Raw genomic sequence first — 21,238 nt, 5'->3', positions numbered from 1 at the left:
CTTCTTTTTATTGAGATTACTGCGGGTTGACCTGTACGACTTCCGCCTGCGGAACTCCCTCAGTTTCCGGTTTGGCGGCTTCCGTCAACCGGGTCAGTTTAATCACAGGTTTTTGCAAAATGATGTTATTGGGATAAGTGACCAGACTTCCGTCCGCACGCTGAATCAGCACATGAAACATGGTGATGTCCTGAATCACACCACTGATATCTTCGTCCTTATCCACCACTTTCACCATGTCGCCGATACGGTACGGAAACACAAAAAAGATCAGCACGCTGGCGGTCACGTTACTCAGCATGGACCACTGGGCAAACAGCGCCACACCCAGCACGGCAAAAGCCGACGAGAAAAACAGCGAGATGTCACTGTAACCCAGCCCCAGACTGATCACCGTAATGCTGAACAGCACAAAAAACACCGCCGATGAAAGCACGCGTGAAATAAATTTCACTCTGACTTCGCTGACCATCTTTGTCTTCCCCAGCCGGATCAACCAGAGATTCAGCACACGTTTGGCTATGGTGTAAACCACCAGAAATGTCAGAATAATAAACAGGTTATACGTGAGCCTGCTTTCGAGAACAGCTTCTAGCATTAAAGAAATTTCATCCTTCTCAACAGAATAATTTCAAACAAGGTAATCGCACCCAATGCGATACAAAAGGCCCAGAATGATGCCGCAGAGTCCACCCCGGGCATGCCGCCGATATTAACCCCCAGCAGCCCGGTAAGAAAGCTGATTGGCAGAAAAATAATGGAGATCAGCGAAATCAGATATGTGTTTCGGTTCACTTTTTCTGACTGGATCTGTCCGAGGTGCTGATTGACCACCTGAATCTGTTCAATGTAAAAGTTAATGGATTCATTGATCCGGATGACCAGATCACGACAGTTCAGCAACGGAATACGCCAGGCTTCTAATTCATACATTTCCGACTGGATCAAATCATCCAGCGCATACCGTTGCGGCGTTAAAAATCGCCGGATTTTCAGCAGTCGCTTGTTCAGATCAGCCAGCGACTGACTGTCCGCTTCATCCTGATGCTCGGCGTAATACTCAATTTTTTCCTCAATCGGATCGAGGAAGATTTCAATATTTCGGTTGAGTTTATCAATAATAGTGATCAGCAAAGCGATCAGATTCGCCGGCCCTTTGCCTTCTTCATACTGTCGGCGCGCTTCTGCAATCGCCCGGGACGGATACTTCCGTGTCGAAATCAGACTGCCTCTGAAATAAAGAAACCGGATACTCAGCATGTCATCCGGATTGGTGCCTTCGTTCAGGTTGATTCCCCGAAGAATTAACAGAAAAATGTCATCTTCCAGCTGCTCGAAACGCGGGCGGGTATCATCAGAAAGCAGTACCGAAGCAATCGGTGAAGGCACACCAACGGCAGATAACCATTCTTTCAAACCTGCTGCATCCCGCTGGCAGTGATACCAGCAATTTTTTTCCAGCTGTTCACAATCCGCCAGTGTCAGCTTCTTTGGCGTTTCCCCTAACTGCCAGCCATCGATGAACCATGCACCATCGTATTCAGAAATACCCATAAGGCGCGCCTCCTCTGCGCAAAAATTGAAAGACCTGAATGACAGCTTCGTTTAAGTGATATCTACTTCATCACTGACTTCGTCGAGAAAATTCTCAATTTGTTGTTCCACTTCCGAACTGGCGCCTTTACTGAAAGAAGCCAGATGAAACACCGCATCACCTTCATTGACCAATGGCAGCATTTGCTGGCCAATCACAATACCATCCCTTGGCGCCACCATCGTATCTTCTCCCTGGCCCAGCGGTGCGCTGATATAGGCCAGCACCTGACCTTTGATCACGCGTTCACCCAGCGCGACCACACAACGGACAATCCCGTTCTGCTCGGCCCGCACCCAGCTGCTGGAGCGGGCGATAAAAGGAGATGCTGTTTCTTTCTTCCGGCTGACCCGGCGAATCATACCCAGCATCCGCATCACACCGACCACGCCTTTGACCGCCGCGGCAATCACCAACGGTTCGAAACGCAACGCTTCACCGCCTTCATACGTGATCACGGGAATATTTGCAGAATCCGCCACCGCACGTAATGAACCGTCGCGGATCGCAGCATCCAGAATCACTGGGGTTCCGAAAGCATGCGCCATGGCCGAGCTGGCTTCATCTTCCAGATTCGCCCGGACCTGAGGCAGATTCGCCCGGTGGATCGCTCCGGTATGCAAATCGATAATATGGGTACATTTCTTCACGACATGCTCACTGAACTGATAAGCCATTCTGGCTGCAGTTGAGCCTCGTTCTGAACCGGGAAAACAGCGATTGAGATCTCTTCGATCCGGTAAATAGCGTGATTTATGGATAAAACCGAACACATTCACCACAGGCACAGCAACCAGTGTACCGTGCAGTTTCATCGGATCGACTTTATTCAGCAGTTGCCGAACGGCTTCCACACCATTGAGTTCATCTCCGTGAATTGCAGCACTGACCAGTAACACAGGTCCCTGATACCGGCCATTCACCACATGAACCGGAATGTTCAGCGGTGAATGGGTATAAAGTTGCGCAGCTTCAAGATCAATGGTGGCGGATTGCCCGGGAGGCACTTCTGTGCCCATAAATTCGATGACTTTATTTGATTTAGCCTTTGCCACTCGTGCGCGTCCTTTGCGGTTTTGCAGTTGATTCTATGTATTTGATTATCATACCGGCGATATCCTTACCAGTGGCTTGTTCAATCCCTTCCAAACCTGGGGAGGAGTTCACTTCCATGACCAGCGGCCCCCGCTGAGAACGCAGCAAATCGACCCCGGCAACCCGAAGGCCCATCACTTTCGCGGCCAGTACCGCAGTTCTCCGCTCCTCCGGGGTGATCCGTACCAGTGACGCCGAGCCTCCCCGGTGCAGATTTGAGCGAAATTCCCCTTCTGCCCCCTGACGCTTCATCGCTGCGATCACTTTATCGCCGATCACAAAACAACGAATATCCGCCCCGCCGGCTTCTTTGATGTATTCCTGTACCATAATGTTGGCCCGCAGACCCAGAAAAGCTTCAATGACACTTTCTGCCGCTTTGCGGGTTTCCGCCAGCACCACACCAATCCCCTGCGTCCCCTCCAGCAGTTTAATCACCACCGGCGCACCGCCGACCATTTTCAGCAAGTCATCAATATCGTCAGGCTTACTGGCGAAACCGGTAATCGGCATCCCCACCCCTTTCCGGGACAGTAACTGAAGTGAACGCAGCTTGTCGCGCGAACGGGTAATCGCAACAGACTCATTCACTGGGAACACCCCCATCATTTCAAACTGCCGCAACACCGCACAGCCATAAAAGGTCACAGACGCGCCAATTCTCGGAATAATGACATCGAAACCAGAAAGATCCTGGCCTCTGGCATGGATAGAAGGTTTATCTGAATTGATGTTCATGTAACACCGCAAAGCATCGATCACTTCAACCTGATGGTCTCTCTCCTGACAGGCTTCAATCAGTCTTCGGGTTGAATAAAGTTTCGAGTTGCGGGAAAGGATACCGATTTTCATTGTTACTCCAGTAAAACACTTGTCGTCGTAATGTATGGGACAGCCAGCGCTGAAGGAAAATCACCCGGAGCCGGACCCAATTCGTCATCGCGACATGATTCGTCCGCATCATGACAGTCTCACGACATGAATCCTGCATGGGCCGAGAAGGTTGCAAAGCTGAGGCACCGCCCGGTTCAGCTGCTGACTATACTCCCCCTATGCTCAATACGCCTTATAAAGACTGAAGTTCAGCCTCAAAGAAACAATAGCTCTCAATAGCTTAGCTGAAAATAACGTGCACCGAGGGAATGAAGCACAACCGATTTAATTCTGTGCGTGGAAAAATATGGTCGATTGCTGTGCTCTGAATCTGGCAAGAGGTCTGCTCATCGGCGGCGTCCTTTGCCCATCTGCCTGGGCAACGCCCGATACCGTTCAGCCGGATTTCGGTCCGCTCAAAACCTATGCGCAGTCACCATTGCAGTCCACCAGCCTGAGTCCGCAACTCCGAAGCGGCTTTGCACTGCCTGAAGACAGCCTGGAATTTTATGCCAATGCGACGGCATCCAGTATCTGGGCAGAAACAGATGAGTATCGTGCCGATTATTATCAATCCACTTTCAGCACCGGGCTGATGTGGCAGGTCACAGAAGGATGGCAACTGGAACTGGATGCCAGCTGGCGGATTGCTCTCGATACTCATTTAGATAACCTGACGATTGGCTTTCACAAACTGTTCGGTATCGACCAGAATGGCAGGCAACAAGTGCCGAGACACAGTTTCGATATCGCCATCCCGGAATATGATGTGGCCTATTCAGACTTTGAAGGGGAAACGCTGTCTCGCACTTTTACCCTGTACAGCGGATGGCAAGTGATTGATTACCCAAATGAAGCCTTATCAATTGGCGCCTCACTCTATTACAACTATGTCGGTTCCGGTCCGTTTCACACCCATAATTTTGAACAGGCACTTCAGATCAACTACAGCTATCACCAGGATCGCCATCGCTTTCATGCCATGTTCGGCGGCGTGTACCGGAAAAATCCGGCAGCACTGATCCCGTATAACAAGCTGACCTATGCCGCTGCCGCCGGATGGCAGTACCAGTTCAACGGTCCGCACCGTTTTTTACTGGAATACCATTTTTATGAAGGGGCATCGGAAGCCACCTCAGCCCTGTCACAAGCTTCCAATGAAATTCTGACCGGGTACCGGTACCACTTTTCAAGCAGTGTGCTCGAACTGATCCTGATTGAAAATGTTTTCAATATGGACAACAGCCCGGATGTCGCCATTACTTTGGGCTACCGTCAGCGTTGGTAACCGCTGCAAACTGAGCCAGCAGGAAATCAATAAACAAACGCAATCGCTTCGGAATCAGTTCTCTCTGCGGATAGACAAAGCTGATCGGAACCACAGGCGATTGCCAGTCCGGCAGAATCCGGACCAGCTCATTTTTCTCGAGGTATTCCCGACAGATAAATTCCGGCAACATGGAAATACCCAGTCCGTCGACACAGGCAGAAACTGCCGAGGTAATGGTATTGACCCGGAAACGGTAAGGCAGATCAACCTGCATCTTCTGGCCGTCTTTCTCCAGCTCCCAGTAGGTCAGCTTCACCGCATTGTAAATTTTGATCTGATGATGCGGTGCAACCAGATCTGCTGGGGTCATGATTTCCCCGTGCGCGGCCAGATATTCCGGACTGGCGACCAGTATCCGGCGGGATGAGTGGAACGGCCTCGCGACCATCCCCGAATCATTCATATCCCCCACCTGGATATACAGATCAATGCCTTCGGCTACCAGATCGACTTCCCGGTTACTCAGCTCAAGATGCAGGCTGACATGAGGGTAAAGCTTCAAAAACTCGTTCATGCTTTTCCCGAATACTTTCTGACCCAGCTCGACCGGCATCACAACATTCAAACGGCCTCGGATCAGTTCCTGATTCGCCGAAACTTCCAGCTCCGCCTGATTGGCAATTTCGACCACCTGACGACAGGAGCGGTAGAAGGTTTCTCCTTCATGGGTCAGCACCAGACTCCGTGTACTCCGCGTCAGTAAACGGACACCGAGATCTTTCTCCAGCTCTGCAATTTTCCGGCTGAGCGTGGATTTGGTGATATCCATCGCTGCAGCAGCCTGCGTGAAACTGCCGCATTCCACAACCTGAGCAAACATCGCCCATGCATTTAAATCCATTCCCCACCCATTCGTTCAAATATTGCAACAGTGTTTTCGATTTTTCCTATCTAATAAACCAATTCATATTTTTTTACAATTCTTGCTCAAACATAAATGACAACAATATGAGTTCCCATGGCCGAACAATCATCCAAAAAATCTTCTCGTCTTCCTTTGATTGCAACGCTTGTGCTGGGAGTGGTGGCTGCGTCCGCAGCTGGCTACTGGTATGGCTACGGCCGTTATTTCCAGTCAACGGACAATGCCTACCTGCAAGGCGAAATCACCAATATCAGCCCTAAAATTGCCGGATACATTCAGGAAACCTACGTCAGCGATAATGAGCTGGTAAAAGCCGGTCAGCTTCTGGCCACCATTGATGACCGGGATTACCAGGCTGCGCTGGAAAAAGCCAAAGCAAATCTGGCTGTCACACAGGCCGCAGTCACCAATCTCAAAGCACAGTCTCAGTTACAGAAAACCGTCATTCGTCAGTCCGCCAGCCAGGTTGACTCCGCGCAGGCTGAAGTCGAACGAGCCCAGCAACAGGCCAAACGTGCCCGCTCTCTGCTGGCCAAAAATTATTCCTCTCAGGATGAAGTAGACGATGCCAGCTCACACCTGAAAGTCAGTCAGGCAGAGTTCGAAGCCGCAAACGCAAGTCTGCAGGCTGCCCGGGATCAGCTGCAGGTGCTCAACAGCCAGAAAAATCAGGCAGAAGCCTCGGTCAGTGAAGCACTGGCACAGGTCAAACAGGCAGAGCTGAATCTCAGCTATACCCACATTTATGCACCGGTCGATGGCATCATCGGAAAACGCAGTCTTCGTCTCGGCCTGTATGTTCAACCGGGCATGCCGTTACTGAGTCTGGTACCGACGCATGAAGTGTGGATTGAAGCCAACTTCAAGGAAACGCAGCTGGCCAACATTCGTCAGGGGCAGCATGTGGAAGTTGAGCTGGACGCCTATCCGGGCCAGACACTGGAAGGGATTGTCGATAGCTTTTCTCCGGCCACAGGCGCCAAATTTGCCTTGCTGCCGCCCGAAAATGCCACAGGCAACTTCACCAAAATCGTGCAGCGTGTGCCGGTAAAAATTGTGATTCCGCATCCCGAACAGCTCAATGGTCAGCTTTTGCCGGGACTGTCGGTGATCACCATCATCGATACCCGTGGATCTTCAGTACAAGACCCTGAAACCCTGGCTAAAGCTGAGGTTGCCCATGAGTGAACAGGCACTGACACAACCGATCGCTGCTCCTGCTCAGCAAAACGCCGATGCGGTGCCACGCCGCCATTGGATCGCGCTGCTGGGCGGGATGCTGGGTGCCTTCATGGCCATTCTGGATATCCAGATCACCAACTCGTCGCTGAAAGATATTCAGGGCGCCCTGTCGGCCACACTGGATGAAAGCTCGTGGATCTCCACCTCCTATCTGGTCGCAGAAATGATCGCGATTCCGTTGAGTGGCTGGCTGTCCAGAGCGCTGGGAACACGACGTTATCTGATTGGCACCACGGTAATTTTCACCCTGTCATCCCTGCTCTGTTCTGTGTCCTGGAATATGGGTTCAATGATCGCCTTCCGGGCAATTCAGGGATTCAGCGGCGGTGCGCTGATTCCCATGGCTTTCTCGCTGGTCGTCCAACTCCTCCCCATTCACAAGCGGGCAATTGGCATGGCGATGTTTGGGGTCACAGCGACCTTTGCGCCTTCCATCGGTCCGACACTGGGGGGCTGGCTGACGGAAAATCTGTCCTGGCACTATATCTTCTACATCAACCTGCCCCCGGCATTGCTGATGCTCGCCATGCTCCACTATGGGCTGGATGATGAGCCGATGAATATCGACACCCTGAAAAAAGCAGACTGGACAGGTATCTCGACCATGGCCATTGGTCTGGGAAGTCTGGAAGTTCTGCTGGAAGAAGGCAACCGGGAAGAGTGGTTCAGCTCACAGTTCATCATCGCCCTGGCTGTCATTGCCAGCCTCAGCCTGATTGCTTTTGTGATTACCGAGCTGCGTCATCCAAAACCACTGGTGAACCTCAGATTACTCCGCAATCCGCACTTTGCCATGTCCGGACTGGCCTATCTGATCCTCGGTATGGCGCTGCTGGGTTCCATTTATGTTCTGCCTTTATATCTGACGCAAATTCAGCATTACAACGCACTGGAAATCGGTAAGGTTCTGATGTGGATGGGATTCCCGCAGTTGCTGCTGTTCCCTCTGATCCCCAGACTGACCCGGATGATCAAACCTAAGTATCTGGTTGCGTTTGGTTTCGTGATGTTCGGGCTGAGCTGTTATGTCAACACCCATATGAGTCAGGATTTCGGCGGACAACAGATGATGCTTTCCATGCTGCTCCGGGCCTTTGGCAGTCCGTTCATTATTGTGCCCCTGTCGCTGGTCGCCATGCAGACGATCGAAAAACCACAGACACCCGATGCCTCAACCATCACCAATGTCCTGCGGAACTTAGGCGGCGCATTCAGTATCGCCCTGATAGCCACTATGCTGGATAACAAAGCCCGGGAGCATCTGGCGCACATCAAAGCCAGTCTGCCCAGCGTCAGTAACGATGCCTGGCATCAGCTGGCACAACAGGCCGGTCAGTATCTGCAACAGGGCACCGATTCGACGACGGCGATGCTCAAAGCCAAAGCCAGTCTGGCGCAAAGCATGCAAACCGACGCTTTCATCATGGCTTATAATGATATCTTCATGATGATGACAGGCTTCCTGGCCTTCGCAGCCATTCTGATTCTGTCGCTGCCGGATGCAGAGCCGGCCAGTGACTAAGTGAATCACCAGCGGCACAACAGCAAAGCGCCTTGCCGGGAATCATTGGCAAGGCGCTTTTTATTTCAGTAAAAAGGGTATCCGGGGTCTTTTTCAGGACGTGAGATGCGCATACCTCCGCTCGGCAGTAAAATAAGCGACAACGCTATACAGCAGCATAAACAGGCACAGCAAATACCAGGTACGGTAGAAGTAAAGTGCCCATGTTATTGCACTGACTTCGTCTTTTGGATAGGGCAACGGCGGATAAACATAGACCACCAGCTCCTGTTCCTGTGGCCTGAAAAAACTGACCGACGCGTGCATCGGTTGAGCCGTTCCGTAAAGATAGCCAGTCAGTGCCCGTTTCACTTGCTGCTGTAATTGTTGCTCGTTCAGTGGCTGCGCACTGAGATAAGCGGACGAGTCAAAAATTTTTGCCTGAACCTGTGCCAGCGAAAATTCTGCGACATCAAAGTGCCTTTCCCCGATCTCAATTTTCAATTTCGCCTGAGACTTCACAGCTTGCTTAGCGGCAACCAGTTGTCGGTAAATCGCACCTTGCTGACGGAGTAACAGCTCACTTTCATCATGCAATCGCTGGAGCGCATTTGAAGCGTCTACAGTCGGTTCAGTCAGCATCGACCTGACTCTGTCTACAATCAGACCTGTTAAACGGCGAAGTAATGTTTCATCCAGGCTGTCATAGGCGTAAAGCACGCCGGAATCATCGCTCGAAGTAAAATAAATATCCTGAAGTTTGATTGTCTCACCGGAATTGAGCGCAGCAAGTTGCTCAAAGTCTATCTGATCAATCACTTGGTAATTCACATGAAAATGAGTGAAATTTGCATATTCCTGGTAGGTCTCAGAGCGATAAAAATTCAATGTCATATAGCCAAAAAGTACATTTACAATCAGCCACAGTCCAATGCAATACTTTAACGAACGTTTCTTCTCGGCAAGAGAAAAAGAAAAATTCTTACCGTTAATCAACAATGGTTCAATGTGAATAGACGGTTTTAAATGAATTCTTCCATGAACTGTATAGTGTTCACCCTCTTCAAATACAGCACGATGACCTTGAATGGGAACACTGGCAATCTCTCCGCTCGTTTGAAACATTGAATCTCTGTATCTTTCTTTACACTGAAAAACACCAATCAACTCATACAACCTGTGTTGTCTATATATTTCCTGACAGATCACGCCAACCGGAAAAAAAGCAAATAAAACATTACAAAAAGTCAGATATCCATAGGCCACGCCATGTCCATACTCATATCTAAATGCCAGCATCAAAAACATATTTACAAAAGAAGCAGGAATCAGTAAATACGACAAATCATAATGATCAGGATTTACTTTCATGACTCTCGGAAGTGTATAGAATGGCTCGAATTTTGATAATATCTGCACCTGATCAATACGAGTTACATAAAAAGAATTCAAGAATATCACGCCTGATATCTGAACTTGCAACGGACCCGACGTCTGATTTTTTTCAACTTTTCTTATTTTATCTTCAGGCCAATAGACGGAGTGAACCTTCATCTCATCAATGTAATAGCATGAGCCATCTATTTTCAAAGTCCCATGAAGTTCATATAGCCGACGGTCATAAAAAGGTCGTTTGTATATCTTTCTCAGTAATTTCATCTGTTCATTAGATAAGTTTACTCGTTCTTCCTGACAGCGAATTGCATGAATCAGTCCCGCTCGTTTGTAAATATATGTGACTATGCCATAGATAATCGCACCTAAAATATAAAAAAGCATGGGTACAGCAAGAAAAACAAAAATTGATGCAAGAAAATCAAACAAGTCAGCATTCCTGTCATATGGCAAAATCAACGAAGTTCAATCACATTCATCAGGGTATGATTGAACTTCGGCATGTTCTGAAAAAATATTGAGGCTAATGGTTGTTCTGTTCAGATTCAACCCAATGGCCATATCGCTTATCCAACGACAAATAGACAGAGAGTGAATACAAGAAAAATATAATATACAAAATCACCCAGAAGCGATAAACGCGCATACTGACCGAAATCTGATACACCTCATCAGGCAATTTCTTCGGCTGATAAAGATAAACAACCAGAATTTGTTCATCCGGCAGGAAATAACTGACAGAGGCATGCATCGGTGCGACAGCACCATAAAGATATTGAATCACGGCCTGTTTAATTTTGGTATACAGTGCATTTGACGTGATTGTCTGAGTTCCGGACACATGGAATACTTTTGCTAGGAGCGCTTTCAGAGAGAGTGTTTGTGCTTCAAATTTTTTTTCGCCGATATCAATTCTGATGTGTGGTTGTGATAAGACTTGCCTTTTGGCAGCAATCAATTGCTGCTCTAAATTTCCTGGATGGCTCGTCATATTTTCTTTATGCGTAAAAAATGACTTGAATTTTCTGATATCTAAACTCTCCCGACGCTGATTCTCAGGGATCGTACGCCAAACTTCACTGAAAATACTTTCGGTAAGTTGTTCAATCAGTGTTTCATTCAGTTCACTGCTTGCCCGTATGATCCCGGGTTCATTGCCGGGAGAAAAATAGACATCTTCGAATTTAATCGCATCTCCCGAGACATAAGATGATAGCTGATCCGTATCAATCTCTCTCACGATCTGATAATCGGCATGCAGTGTTTTGAAACGCGTATATTCCTGATACATACCCGACTGATAAAACCGACCGGTCATCACGATAAATAAGTAGCCCATCGCAAACCAGATCAGCATCCCCCAACGCATGATTTTCTTCATATCATTCAGAGAAAATCCTGGTCTTTTCTCATCAACAAATCTCACATCGAGATGAAATTCAGGGCAAAGTTTGATTTGTCCGTGTACGGTATAACTCTGATCTTCCTTGAAATCAAAAGAATATGATTTTACCGGAAACCCATTGATCTCACCCTGACTCGAAAATAAATCATTTGACAGTTCCACTGACCGAAACTTTCCTGTTAACTCAGAAACCCAGCGATTTTTTCTGAGTTCATTCCAAAGCCACAATAGAAATAAAGTGGCTATTCCATTACAAAAGAACAAGAAATCAGAAGCGCTGTCATAATCCATCGCAGCCAGAATGAATAGATTCAAAAAAGCAACTGGCATCAGGGAAAACAGAAACGCCAATAGACCCAAATTACTTTTCTTCACTTTTGGCAATGCAAAATAAGGTGCTAAAGTTTCAAGAATATTGAAATCATCAACACGAATCACGTAAAAACCATGCTTGTAAACCACACCTTCTAATTTCGTTATTTTCCCGCCTTCTTTTTCTAATAATTCTTTCTCTTCAATTGTGTTTGCTTCGGGAATATCTTGATCTGGCCAGTAAATTGATTCGATCTTCAGCTCATTCAGACAGACTTCCACATAGCGCTGATACAATTGCCCGTTGAGTTCAAATACACGATTATCATTGAAATTCTTTTGATAGATGTTTTTCAGCAGCTGCATTTGCTGGGTCGATAAATGGGCCTTATGCCTTTGCCTCGCTAGCTTTGAAATTAATGCTCGCTGATGAAAAAAACCTGACACCAAGTTCGCAATGACGCCAACGATCAGGTAAATCACAGCAATGGATAACAGAAAAGTGAATAAAACTTCCATGGAGAGACGAACCAGATGAAATTAACGCTCTGATAATGCGACCAAAATCAGAAATTATAAAATGAGTCGCACAAGGTTCGTTTCATCAAGAGCCTGAATAAAGACAAAAATTCAAGTGCTCAGCTGGATGTTACTCTCACAGGAAAGTACAGTCCAAAACGGGCCATAGTTACCCTATTTACAATGTAAATCCACTTACTTCTTCACGGTCAGTCCTTCGTGTTCAAGCAACCATTGTTTTTTATCTAACCCGCCGGCATAGCCTGTCAGTGTACCTGAACTGCCGATAATCCGGTGACAGGGAACAACAATCGGAATCGGATTCTTCCCGTTTGCAGCACCGACCGCCCGGACCGCTTTTGGACGCTCAATCCGAGAGGCGATATCAGAATATGAGCAGGTGACACCGAACGGAACGGCCGTAAGCGTTTGCCAGACTTGCTGCTGAAATTGAGTTCCCGGCATCTTCAGCGGCAGATCAAAGGTTGTCCGCTGGCCTGAAAAATACTCCTGCAACTGTGTCACACCGGCTTGCGTGATATTGTTCCCGGCATCATCCGGCTTTGTTTCCGCGTCAAATTCGATGGTGACAATCGCAGACACGTCTGCCACCACCGCCAGCCAACCAATCGGGGTGTCCACTAACTGACGAAACCGCGCTGTTTCTGCTGAATTTCGGGAAGTCATAACATGCTCCATAAATACAAAGTGAGGTAACTGCGCCACGGTGCAGCGGCTGACTCATTGATGGGTTGATCCCATTGCAATAGCGCTTTTTTCACGCCTAAATCCCCCGACAAAAAGATATCCGGGTCACTCAACCCACGCATGCGCATATAGTGAAGCGTCCAGGGACCGATGCCTGGCAGCGCCAGCACTTCTTTTTCCGGTGCGTCCAATCCCGCCGGATGCGACAGCGCAAAACGGGCAAAATGCTGCAAGGTTTCACGGCGTTTCTGTGGCATGCCGAGCTGTTGTAAGTCGGTCTCCAGAACTTGCTGCGGCGAAGGGAAAAACTGATGCACTTCACCACTGTCCGGATTGAGTTGTACCAGTTTTTCGACAAGGTTCCGGGCCGCTTTCACTGAAACCTGCTGACCCAAAATCGCACGGATCCCGGCTTCAAACGGGCTCCAGATCCCAGGCAGCCGGATTCCGGATTGAACGTCAGGAGAATCTGAGGCCGCCATAGCCAGCCGAATTGCTTCAGCGATCCGTTCGCTGTCCGCATCCAGATCCAGACAGCGCCGGATATTTTGGATCACCGGAATCAGGCCGCACAAGTGATCGATCTGAATCGTCACATCAAAACAGCATTTTTCAGGGCAATGAGTCGCCGTAAAATATCCCTGATAATGCTGTTCCGGATCTCCGCCGGACCGATGCGAAAACGTCCGGCCGTAGCTGCGATCGGTTTGCCATTCCAGACCGGGAATCAGCCGCGCCGCATAAAAATCATGTACCTGTTGCCAGTGATAGGGCGGCCGATAAGCTAATTGCAGCCGGATCCCCTGTCCCAGCGACTGCTCGGCTTTGCCCTGTCTGCGCAGTTGCGAGGGCGACAATGAAAACTGTTTTTGGAAACAATCATTAAAGCGGCGAACACTGTGAAAGCCACTCGCATAGGCGATTTGGGTGATCGGTAATTGCGTTTCATGCAGTAATTTTTTTGCCATCAGGCATTGCTGATACAAACTGTAAGCTTTCGGTGAAAGTCCGGTTGCCTCTGTCACTAACTGCCGCAGATACCGGTCTGTGACCCCTAAACGGGATGCCAGAGTTTCAAGCGACTGATTCATGAGCGTCCCTTCATCAAGCAATCTGAGCGCGCGTTTCACCGTTGCGCCGGTGCCCAGCCATGCCGGTGAACCCGGAGCACTGTCCGGACGACAACGCAGACAAGGACGATACCCCGCCCGTGCCGCTTCCACAGCCGTCGGAAAGTATTCCACATTCACTTCTTTCGGTGCCGGGGCAGGACAGATAGAGCGGCAATAAATCCCGGTCGTTTTCACGGCGGTAAAAAACAGTCCGTCATAGCGGGGATCTTTGGCAAGTCTTGCCTGCTGACACTGTGAAGGTGATAAATTCATGCACTAAGCCTGCGTTGTGGCGCTATCAGACACGCCATACTTCATCCATGTGCTCAGTGTACTCCGACAGCCAGACAAAACTAGCCAGAATCGGAACTGAATAGGAGGGATTGATGTAAACGTTCAGCTCAGCTTCACTGCAGTCCCGTAAACCAGAATTTCTGAAGCCCCCTGCATGATGGTACTGGTTGTAAAACGGACATTGACGATAGCATCCGCCCCCATATGCTCCGCTTCAGCAATGGCACGATGCATGGCCTCTTCTCGCGCCTCCACCAGCATTTGGGTATATCCGCGAATTTCTCCGCCGAAAATCGACTTGAATCCGGCCATGATATCGCGGCCCACATGTTTGGATTGCACCACACTGCCACTCACGATGCCCAGCACCGATTGAATCTGGCGATGCGCTACATCTGGTGTCGTTACACAAAGCATATTTTCACCCCGGTGTGTTCAGGGCGGAGCAAAAGCTCCGCCTTTAATTGAAATCATCTTAAAATCAGAGTGTTTCACTCAGATATGCCAAAAAGCGCTGCCAGGATTTCCGGTCCGCATCTTCACGGTAACGGTCAGAGCCAAAGACCGTGAACGCATGCGGTGCACCACTGTAGACGACCATCTCATTTGGAATGCCAGCCGTTTCCAGCGTCTGATTCAGGGCAACAAAATCATCCATTGTCACCGAGGTATCTGCAGCCCCGTGGAAAACCAAAATATTGCCTTGGGTCTGACTATAGTTCTGTCCCTCTGGTGTGGCCAAGCCCCCATGGAAAGTCACAAATCCCTTCAAATTTGCGCCCGAACGGGCAAATTCCAGTACTGCTGTACCGCCGAAACAGTAACCCATCGCTACCGCATCCGACGTATTCCCGCCCGCATGTTTCGCAGCAGCAAGCGCCCCCTGCATCAGGCTCCGCATCTTGCCACGATTCTGATAAAGCGCGCCGGTCAACTGGCGCTTATCTTCGACGCTTTCCGGACGAACGCCGGCACCAAATAAATCTGCGGCAAAAACTGCATAACCTTTCTCAGCCAGCATCTTCGCCCTTTTCTTCTCGTAATCAGTCAGGCCGTCCCAGTCATGGACCATCAAAACCAGTGGAGCATCTTTCTTCGGAGAAATGTAATACCCCTCATAATCTGCACCATCCACCTGATAACGAATGCTCTGCCCTTCATCCACCGCAGCTTGCGCAGACATCAGCGTTCCCGCAAGAAACACAACCCAGCCCACCACTGCTGCTTTATTCATTTTTACTTTATTCATCAGGTCGTCCTCATCATCTTCTGACAACAAGTGTAGGACACAGGTTAAATCAACCTACAAAATACAAGCAGTTGACGTTCAGATGCTGCCCACGCCAAATCAGATTATTTTTTCACCAGCATGAACCCCAAACATCCCCAAAGTTACCCACTGTTTTTGTGGATAAACTTATTTATTCCTTCAAAAACAGCCGATTAAAAAATGCAAACGCCATTTTTGCTAAAATAACAATTCAGTTTTTTGTTGAAATTTTCAGGACAGGTGCATTGCATCGCTTGGCGTGAAAAAACGAAACCGCCTGAGATGAAAAAGAAGATTCTTCATCTCAGGCGGTTTTTGTCATTCCGGTCGGTGTACCTCAAATACCCTGAATCCGATTGAAATCAGGCGATTCCGGAAACAGCGGTCTTTTCAGTTTGAGCTCTGAAATTCGTGCACGCCCTACGAGTCGGAATCTTCATGCGGTAGCAACCATTTGCGCAATAAGCCAGCCAACGCTTCCTGTTCATCGGATGTCAGTGGATCCAGAATTTTTCTTTCGTTCTCCACGTGATCTGCCACAGCCTGATCAATCAGCGCTTTACCTGCATCCGTCAGCGTCACACTACAGCTGCGCCGGTCTTCGGCACTTGCGATTCTATCAATGAAACCACGCTTCACGAGGGCATCAATCCGTGTACTCATCGCACCGGACGACAGCATTAAGGTCTGATAGAGCTCAGTGGGAGTCAGCGCTTCCCGGCTTCGGCGTAATGTAGCCAGAATATCGAATTCAATCGCGCTGAGATCGTGTAATTTAAATGCCCTGAGCAATTGCTTATCAACAATCCTGCTGGCTCGGCTGAGCCGGCCAATCACCCCCATTGGTGAGCAATCCAGTTCTGGTCGACACGCCTGCCACTGTGCCAGCACTTTATCGACATGATCTTGTTTCAAAGGCCCCCCTACATTCATTGCTTTCTAAAAAGTGACTTGAGTGAAAATTTATCCCTGTGCATCCGCAAATGAAAGGACTTTCTCCTCTTACTTCCTGTTGCTCAGATAGATACCGGACAAAATCAGACAAGCACCCAATACCCGGTACAGCCCAGGGACTTCACCACGACTGAGACAATCAATCACCACAGCAGACAGCATCTGTCCGGCAATCACAAAAATGGCAGCCTTCATGGCCCCCAGTCGCGGAAAAATATAGCTGCTGACAGCCACAAACAGCGCACCAAACACCCCACCGAGATAGGCCCAGACCGGTACGTTACCAAATGCAGAAAGCTGCCAGTCTGTTCCCATCGACAGCACTAAAATAACAGTCAGGAAAATCAGCCCGACAATATGGTTCCATAGTGAGGCCCTGAACGCCCCCAAAGACACACTCAACTGGCCATTTATGGTTCTGGCCGTTCCGATCATCACGCCATTCAGCATGGCAACGAATAAAAAAGTCATCATCAGATATCAGGCTCCAAATAAAATCATCGCGCTGCCGGCCAGTACCAAAACAACCACACCCATGTCTTTCAGGGTAATGTTTCTTTTTTGCGTGTTCAGCAGACCAAAGCGGTCCGAGAGCATGCCAAACAGGATCTGGCCAACCAGTCCTAAAGAAATTGTGCCGGATAACGTCAGGCCGCCATTGATCGCAATTGCCGCAAGAATCACCGTGAACGCACCGGGGATCCCGCCCAGATATAACCACAACGGTATTTTTTCCCGGGTTTGCTGGTTACGGCGCTGACCTGAGAATGCCCGAATCGCAATCAACACAATCAGTAAAGCCGTCAGTGCGCCTATACCGTGTGCAACCCAGGAAGCAAAAAGAGGAGAAGTATCTCTGGCCAGCAGGCTGTTTGTCTGGATCATCAGCGTTAAAAAACTACCGCCAAACAAAGCCAGACTGATGTTTTTGATGGTGTTCACCATGTTGGTGTGATCTGTACTCATACTACCTTTTAAACTTAACAAAAAGTATCTTTCAAAAAAGATATACCAACAAAGGCGCCCTATCAAGTATCTTTTGCAAAAGCTTTCTTGGCATCACAAGTTTCTTCTGATACACAGCCATTTCCAAAACAGGTCGCTTCAACTCCCGCAATGACAAAACACCCGTGCTTCGACAAATATCACTCTCTTTTACCGAAACAGGACTAATCTTGATCTAAATTCACGACACAACAGGGAGTTGGACATGGGCAGTTACGAGTTGAAGAAAGCGAAAAATGATCAGATTTATTTTGTTCTGAAAGCCGCAAACGGCGAAGTTATCCTCAAAAGTGAAATGTATACCACCAAGGCAGCCGCGCAGAATGGGATTAAGTCGGTTCAGACCAATGCGCCCCATGCTGAACAGTTCGAACTGAAAGAAGCCTCAAACGGACAATTTCACTTCAATCTGAAAGCCAAGAATCATCAGATCATTGGCAGCAGTGAAATGTATCAGTCCAAATCCGGTGCAGATCATGGGATCAAATCGGTGCAGAAAAATGGCCCGACGGACAAAATTAAAGATCTGACTGCCTGAACGAATGCTTGAGCCACCTCTTTTACCTGTCATCTCCACTGACCAATGCGGATGGAGATGACATTCCGCCATTTATGGAATAAATCTTTTTCATGAATGCGCTGTTTGACGGTCTGCGAAGCCGTTACCCTTTGCCGGGAATTACAATTCCATAACATCATTCATGTATCCGCATGTCGAACAGGGAGTCCTGCATGCATATCCGTCGCCTTTATCCCGCCAAGCCACAAAAAGTTTATCTCTACGCCACCTGTCTGGTCGATATGTTTGACCCTCAGGCCGGTCTGGATGCCATCTCGCTGCTCGAACGTGAAGGGATTGAGGTCATCTTTATCCCCAAACAAACATGCTGCGGCCAGCCCGCCTACAGCAGTGGCTATAACCGGGAATCCCGTCAGATTGCCCTGAATCAGATCGCCCTGTTTCCTGAATCCTGGCCGGTTGTGGTGCTGTCCGGCTCCTGTGGCGGCATGATGCATCACCATTACTTACGTCTGTTTGAAGGCAGCAAACATGCACTTGAGGTCAGCCGTTTCTGTGAGCGGGTTTTTGAATTCACGGAATTTCTGATCAACGTCTGCCGGGTCCGCTGGCAGGATACCGGGGAACCCACTTCAGTGGTCATGCACACCTCCTGCGCCGCCAGACGTGAAATGCAGGTTCATGTCACCGCCCGGCAACTGCTCAGCCAGCTTGCGCATGTCGACCTCCGTGAACAGGCTTACGAAAGTGAATGCTGCGGCTTCGGTGGCACCTTTGCTGTCCGGCATCCGAACATCAGCCAGGCGATGGTCGAGGATAAAACACATCATCTTTGCGATACTCAGGCGGAACACCTCGTCAGTGCAGACTGGGGCTGCCTGCTCAATATTAACGGCGCCCTTTCCTATCAGGGCCGAACGTTACAGGGGCAACACTTAGCCAGCTTTCTGCTCAGCAGAACCGGAGGCCAGCATGAGTAAATTTCAGCCGGAACACTTTCACCAGCAGGCCGCCGATGCGCTGGCTGATCCGCAACTCAGACACAATTTTCGGGGAGCGATGGATTACCTGCAGAGCAAGCGCAAAAGCGCATTTGCAGATCCCCAAGAAGAGGCAGCCATCCGTGACCGCGCCGAGGCCATTCGTCGGCGCTGCCTGCGGAAACTGCCCGAACTGCTGGAACAACTGGAAACCAACTGCACCGCCAACGGGATTCAGGTGCACTGGGCCGAAAATGCGGAACAGGCCAACGCAATCTTCCTGGCTATCGCCCAATCCATCACGCAGCCCGTCTCTAATCCAAAGACGAATCACGCCTTGCTGATGATCAAAGGAAAATCGATGGTCAGTGAGGAAATCAATCTCAATCATGAAATGGCGAAGCATCAGATCACCTGCCTTGAAAGTGACATGGGCGAATACATCATCCAGCTGGATGGCGACACACCGTCCCATATCATCATGCCGGCGATCCACAAAAACAAACAGCAGGTCAGCGACACCTTTTCTGAACATCTGGATCACTTTACCCCCACCACAGATGTCGACAGTCTGATCCGGACCGGCCGGCAGCAGCTCAGGGAAAAATTCCGCACCGCGCAAATCGGTGTTTCCGGAGTGAACTTTGCGGTCGCTGAAACCGGCACGCTTTGTCTGGTTGAAAACGAAGGCAATGGCCGGATGTGTACCACAGTACCTGACATCCACATTGCCGTCACAGGCATTGAGAAAGTGGTGGAATTATTAAGTGACGTGCCGCCCCTGTACAGCGCGCTGACCCGTTCCGCAACCGGGCAGGCCATCACAACCTATTTCAATATGATTTCATCGCCGCGCAAACCCGGTGAGCTGGACGGTCCGAAAGCGGTGCATCTGATTCTGCTGGATAATGGCCGCAGTCAGGCCTATCAGGATGAGGAAACCCGCCAGACCCTGCAATGCATTCGCTGTGGCGCCTGTATGAATCATTGCCCGGTCTATACCCGAATTGGCGGCCATGCTTATGGCACAGTTTATCCGGGGCCGATCGGCAAAATTATCTCGCCGCATCTGCTGGGCCTTGAAGCCACGCAAGACTTAGTCACTGCGTCCAGCCTGTGCGGAGCCTGCGGGGAAGTCTGCCCGGTCCGCATTCCCATTCCGTCCCTGCTGCAGCGTTTACGCCATGATGCGAAACTGCCTCCGGAACAGGAGCATCAACCCTTACGCGGCCAGCAATCTGCGGCCAACACTACAGAATCCATGATGATGAAAGCCTTTGCTGCCGTGGCTTGCCATCCTTCGGTTTATCACACCGGCACCTGGCTGGCCGGGAAAGTTCGCCATTGGATGCCCGACAACATGAGCAATTGGACACAATGCCGTACAGCCCCGAAACCGGCAGCCACTTCCCTGCACCACCTGTTAAAACAAAAACGAAAAGGAACGCAGCAATGAACCCAGCCAGACAAGCCATTCTGGCCCGCTTACGCGCCGGACAATCCACAGCATCAGTCACGGACACACAGGAACCGGCATATACTGCCTGGACAGCCCGTGACCCAGCAGAGCAAATGGCTCAGTTTTGTGAACAGCTGACCGCCAGCCATGCTGAGGTTTATCACTGCACATCAGACACTCTTTCAGAGCAGCTGGCGGAACTCATCAGTGAGACTGGCGTCAGACGAATTGCAGCCGGTACAGCTGGTGAATTTCTTGCTCAGATACAGCACGCTTGCCGCACCGCAGAACTTGTTCCTTTCGATGACCTCATAGACAACTGGAAAGATACGCTGTTTTCTGAGGTGGATGCCGGGGTCACGCATGTGCATGCTGCCATTGCTGAGACCGGCACTCTCGTATTGTGGCCGGATCGCAAAGAACCCAGAACCTTATCGCTGGTGCCCCCTTGTCATATCGCACTGGTCAATGCGTCTCAGCTGACCGACAACTTTACGGCCCTGATGCACCAGCAACAATGGCATCAGGGTTTACCCACCAATGTGGTCCTCATTTCGGGGCCTTCAAAAACAGCCGACATACAGCAAACACTGGCGTATGGTGCCCACGGCCCGAGCAGACTGATGGTTCTGATTGTGGTAAACCGGTAAAAACAGTCGTTTCGTTCACAATTCAGGGCAAGCCGGAGAAGGAGCACAGATTGGTACTGCGGTGCCGTGAAAATTTCCTGGACAAAAAAAGCCGCACGTTGCGTGCGGCTTGTGTTCGTTATCACCTTCAGTCTACCTACTCAGCACACCGATGG

The 21,238-nt window shown here is 49.6% G+C and carries 21 protein-coding genes; 7 read left to right on the top strand and 14 right to left on the bottom strand.

The features are described 5' to 3' along the window. Positions 1 to 16: 16 nt before the first annotated feature. Genes SPK40_RS15085 through rimK form a run of 4 tightly spaced genes read right to left on the bottom strand, consistent with a single transcriptional unit; the run spans position 17 to position 3,541 of the window. Positions 17 to 598: a mechanosensitive ion channel family protein gene (locus tag SPK40_RS15085; RefSeq protein ID WP_248142834.1), complete on the bottom strand. Its 582-nt coding sequence runs from the start codon at positions 596 to 598 to the stop codon at positions 17 to 19. Continuing rightward, positions 598 to 1,554 (bottom strand): CorA family divalent cation transporter, encoded by a 957-nt coding sequence (locus SPK40_RS15080; RefSeq protein ID WP_330961009.1) that lies wholly within the window; start codon positions 1,552 to 1,554, stop codon positions 598 to 600. The genes SPK40_RS15085 and SPK40_RS15080 overlap by 1 nt, the downstream gene beginning before the upstream one ends. A gap of 51 nt (positions 1,555 to 1,605) precedes the next feature. Next, the gene (locus SPK40_RS15075) at positions 1,606 to 2,649 is read right to left on the bottom strand and encodes a succinylglutamate desuccinylase/aspartoacylase family protein (RefSeq protein ID WP_248142836.1); all 1,044 of its coding nucleotides are present in this window, start codon (positions 2,647 to 2,649) and stop codon (positions 1,606 to 1,608) included. Beyond that, complete coding sequence (rimK, locus tag SPK40_RS15070) at positions 2,636 to 3,541, bottom strand: 30S ribosomal protein S6--L-glutamate ligase (protein ID WP_248142837.1); 906 nt, start codon at positions 3,539 to 3,541, stop codon at positions 2,636 to 2,638. Before rimK ends, SPK40_RS15075 begins: the two co-directional genes overlap by 14 nt. A gap of 328 nt (positions 3,542 to 3,869) precedes the next feature. On the opposite strand from rimK, the gene SPK40_RS15065 reads away from it, so the two are divergent. Then, complete coding sequence (locus tag SPK40_RS15065) at positions 3,870 to 4,850, top strand: DUF3187 family protein (protein ID WP_330961008.1); 981 nt, start codon at positions 3,870 to 3,872, stop codon at positions 4,848 to 4,850. On the opposite strand, the gene SPK40_RS15060 is transcribed toward SPK40_RS15065, so the two are convergent. Then, positions 4,822 to 5,733, bottom strand: a complete 912-nt coding sequence (locus SPK40_RS15060; protein ID WP_248142839.1) for a LysR family transcriptional regulator — start codon at positions 5,731 to 5,733, stop codon at positions 4,822 to 4,824. The genes SPK40_RS15065 and SPK40_RS15060 overlap by 29 nt on opposite strands. 117 nt (positions 5,734 to 5,850) lie before the next feature. Here SPK40_RS15060 and SPK40_RS15055 point away from each other — a divergent pair, with 117 nt between their 5' ends. Together SPK40_RS15055 and SPK40_RS15050 are read left to right on the top strand one after the other, a co-directional pair. Next, positions 5,851 to 6,945: an HlyD family secretion protein gene (locus tag SPK40_RS15055; protein WP_330961007.1), complete on the top strand. Its 1,095-nt coding sequence runs from the start codon at positions 5,851 to 5,853 to the stop codon at positions 6,943 to 6,945. Further along, positions 6,938 to 8,521 carry a DHA2 family efflux MFS transporter permease subunit gene (locus SPK40_RS15050; protein ID WP_330961006.1) on the top strand — a complete coding sequence of 528 codons (1,584 nt, stop codon included), beginning with the start codon at positions 6,938 to 6,940 and terminating at the stop codon, positions 8,519 to 8,521. Before SPK40_RS15055 ends, SPK40_RS15050 begins: the two co-directional genes overlap by 8 nt. Positions 8,522 to 8,614: 93 nt before the next feature. Here the strand turns inward: SPK40_RS15050 and SPK40_RS15045 are convergent, their stop codons facing one another. From SPK40_RS15045 to SPK40_RS15005, 9 genes are all read right to left on the bottom strand, one after another. Beyond that, positions 8,615 to 10,324 carry a hypothetical protein gene (locus tag SPK40_RS15045; protein WP_330961005.1) on the bottom strand — a complete coding sequence of 570 codons (1,710 nt, stop codon included), beginning with the start codon at positions 10,322 to 10,324 and terminating at the stop codon, positions 8,615 to 8,617. A gap of 94 nt (positions 10,325 to 10,418) precedes the next feature. Beyond that, a complete protein-coding gene (locus SPK40_RS15040; RefSeq protein ID WP_330961004.1) occupies positions 10,419 to 12,131 on the bottom strand; it encodes a hypothetical protein in 1,713 nt (570 codons plus the stop codon). 195 nt (positions 12,132 to 12,326) lie between these two features. Further along, entirely contained in the window at positions 12,327 to 12,818 is a 492-nt protein-coding gene (locus tag SPK40_RS15035; RefSeq protein ID WP_330961003.1) for a methylated-DNA--[protein]-cysteine S-methyltransferase, read from the bottom strand. Further along, complete coding sequence (locus tag SPK40_RS15030) at positions 12,815 to 14,224, bottom strand: DNA-3-methyladenine glycosylase 2 family protein (protein ID WP_248142845.1); 1,410 nt, start codon at positions 14,222 to 14,224, stop codon at positions 12,815 to 12,817. The genes SPK40_RS15035 and SPK40_RS15030 overlap by 4 nt, the downstream gene beginning before the upstream one ends. 123 nt (positions 14,225 to 14,347) lie before the next feature. Then, positions 14,348 to 14,662, bottom strand: a complete 315-nt coding sequence (locus tag SPK40_RS15025) for a YbjQ family protein (protein WP_248142846.1) — start codon at positions 14,660 to 14,662, stop codon at positions 14,348 to 14,350. 64 nt (positions 14,663 to 14,726) lie between these two features. Beyond that, a complete protein-coding gene (locus SPK40_RS15020) occupies positions 14,727 to 15,428 on the bottom strand; it encodes a dienelactone hydrolase family protein (RefSeq protein WP_330961057.1) in 702 nt (233 codons plus the stop codon). A gap of 507 nt (positions 15,429 to 15,935) precedes the next feature. Beyond that, positions 15,936 to 16,430, bottom strand: a complete 495-nt coding sequence (locus SPK40_RS15015; RefSeq protein ID WP_330961002.1) for a MarR family winged helix-turn-helix transcriptional regulator — start codon at positions 16,428 to 16,430, stop codon at positions 15,936 to 15,938. 87 nt (positions 16,431 to 16,517) lie between these two features. Beyond that, entirely contained in the window at positions 16,518 to 16,943 is a 426-nt protein-coding gene (locus SPK40_RS15010) for a DMT family transporter (RefSeq protein WP_248142848.1), read from the bottom strand. Between the two features lie 6 nt (positions 16,944 to 16,949). After that, entirely contained in the window at positions 16,950 to 17,435 is a 486-nt protein-coding gene (locus SPK40_RS15005) for a DMT family transporter (protein WP_330961001.1), read from the bottom strand. 244 nt (positions 17,436 to 17,679) lie between these two features. Here SPK40_RS15005 and SPK40_RS15000 point away from each other — a divergent pair, with 244 nt between their 5' ends. The 4 genes from SPK40_RS15000 (at position 17,680) to SPK40_RS14985 (ending at position 21,083) form a co-directional block, all read left to right on the top strand. Next, the gene (locus SPK40_RS15000) at positions 17,680 to 18,012 is read left to right on the top strand and encodes a YegP family protein (protein ID WP_248142850.1); all 333 of its coding nucleotides are present in this window, start codon (positions 17,680 to 17,682) and stop codon (positions 18,010 to 18,012) included. 194 nt (positions 18,013 to 18,206) lie between these two features. Beyond that, positions 18,207 to 18,974, top strand: a complete 768-nt coding sequence (locus tag SPK40_RS14995; protein ID WP_330961000.1) for a (Fe-S)-binding protein — start codon at positions 18,207 to 18,209, stop codon at positions 18,972 to 18,974. Then, positions 18,967 to 20,430 (top strand): LutB/LldF family L-lactate oxidation iron-sulfur protein, encoded by a 1,464-nt coding sequence (locus SPK40_RS14990; RefSeq protein WP_330960999.1) that lies wholly within the window; start codon positions 18,967 to 18,969, stop codon positions 20,428 to 20,430. The genes SPK40_RS14995 and SPK40_RS14990 overlap by 8 nt, the downstream gene beginning before the upstream one ends. Continuing rightward, a complete protein-coding gene (locus tag SPK40_RS14985; RefSeq protein WP_330960998.1) occupies positions 20,427 to 21,083 on the top strand; it encodes a LutC/YkgG family protein in 657 nt (218 codons plus the stop codon). Before SPK40_RS14990 ends, SPK40_RS14985 begins: the two co-directional genes overlap by 4 nt. Positions 21,084 to 21,238 lie beyond the last annotated feature (155 nt).

Source organism: Photobacterium sp. 53610 (assembly GCF_036409375.1).
In the GTDB taxonomy this organism is placed as follows: domain Bacteria; phylum Pseudomonadota; class Gammaproteobacteria; order Enterobacterales; family Vibrionaceae; genus Photobacterium.
This window is presented reverse-complemented; position numbering and strand designations above follow the sequence as displayed.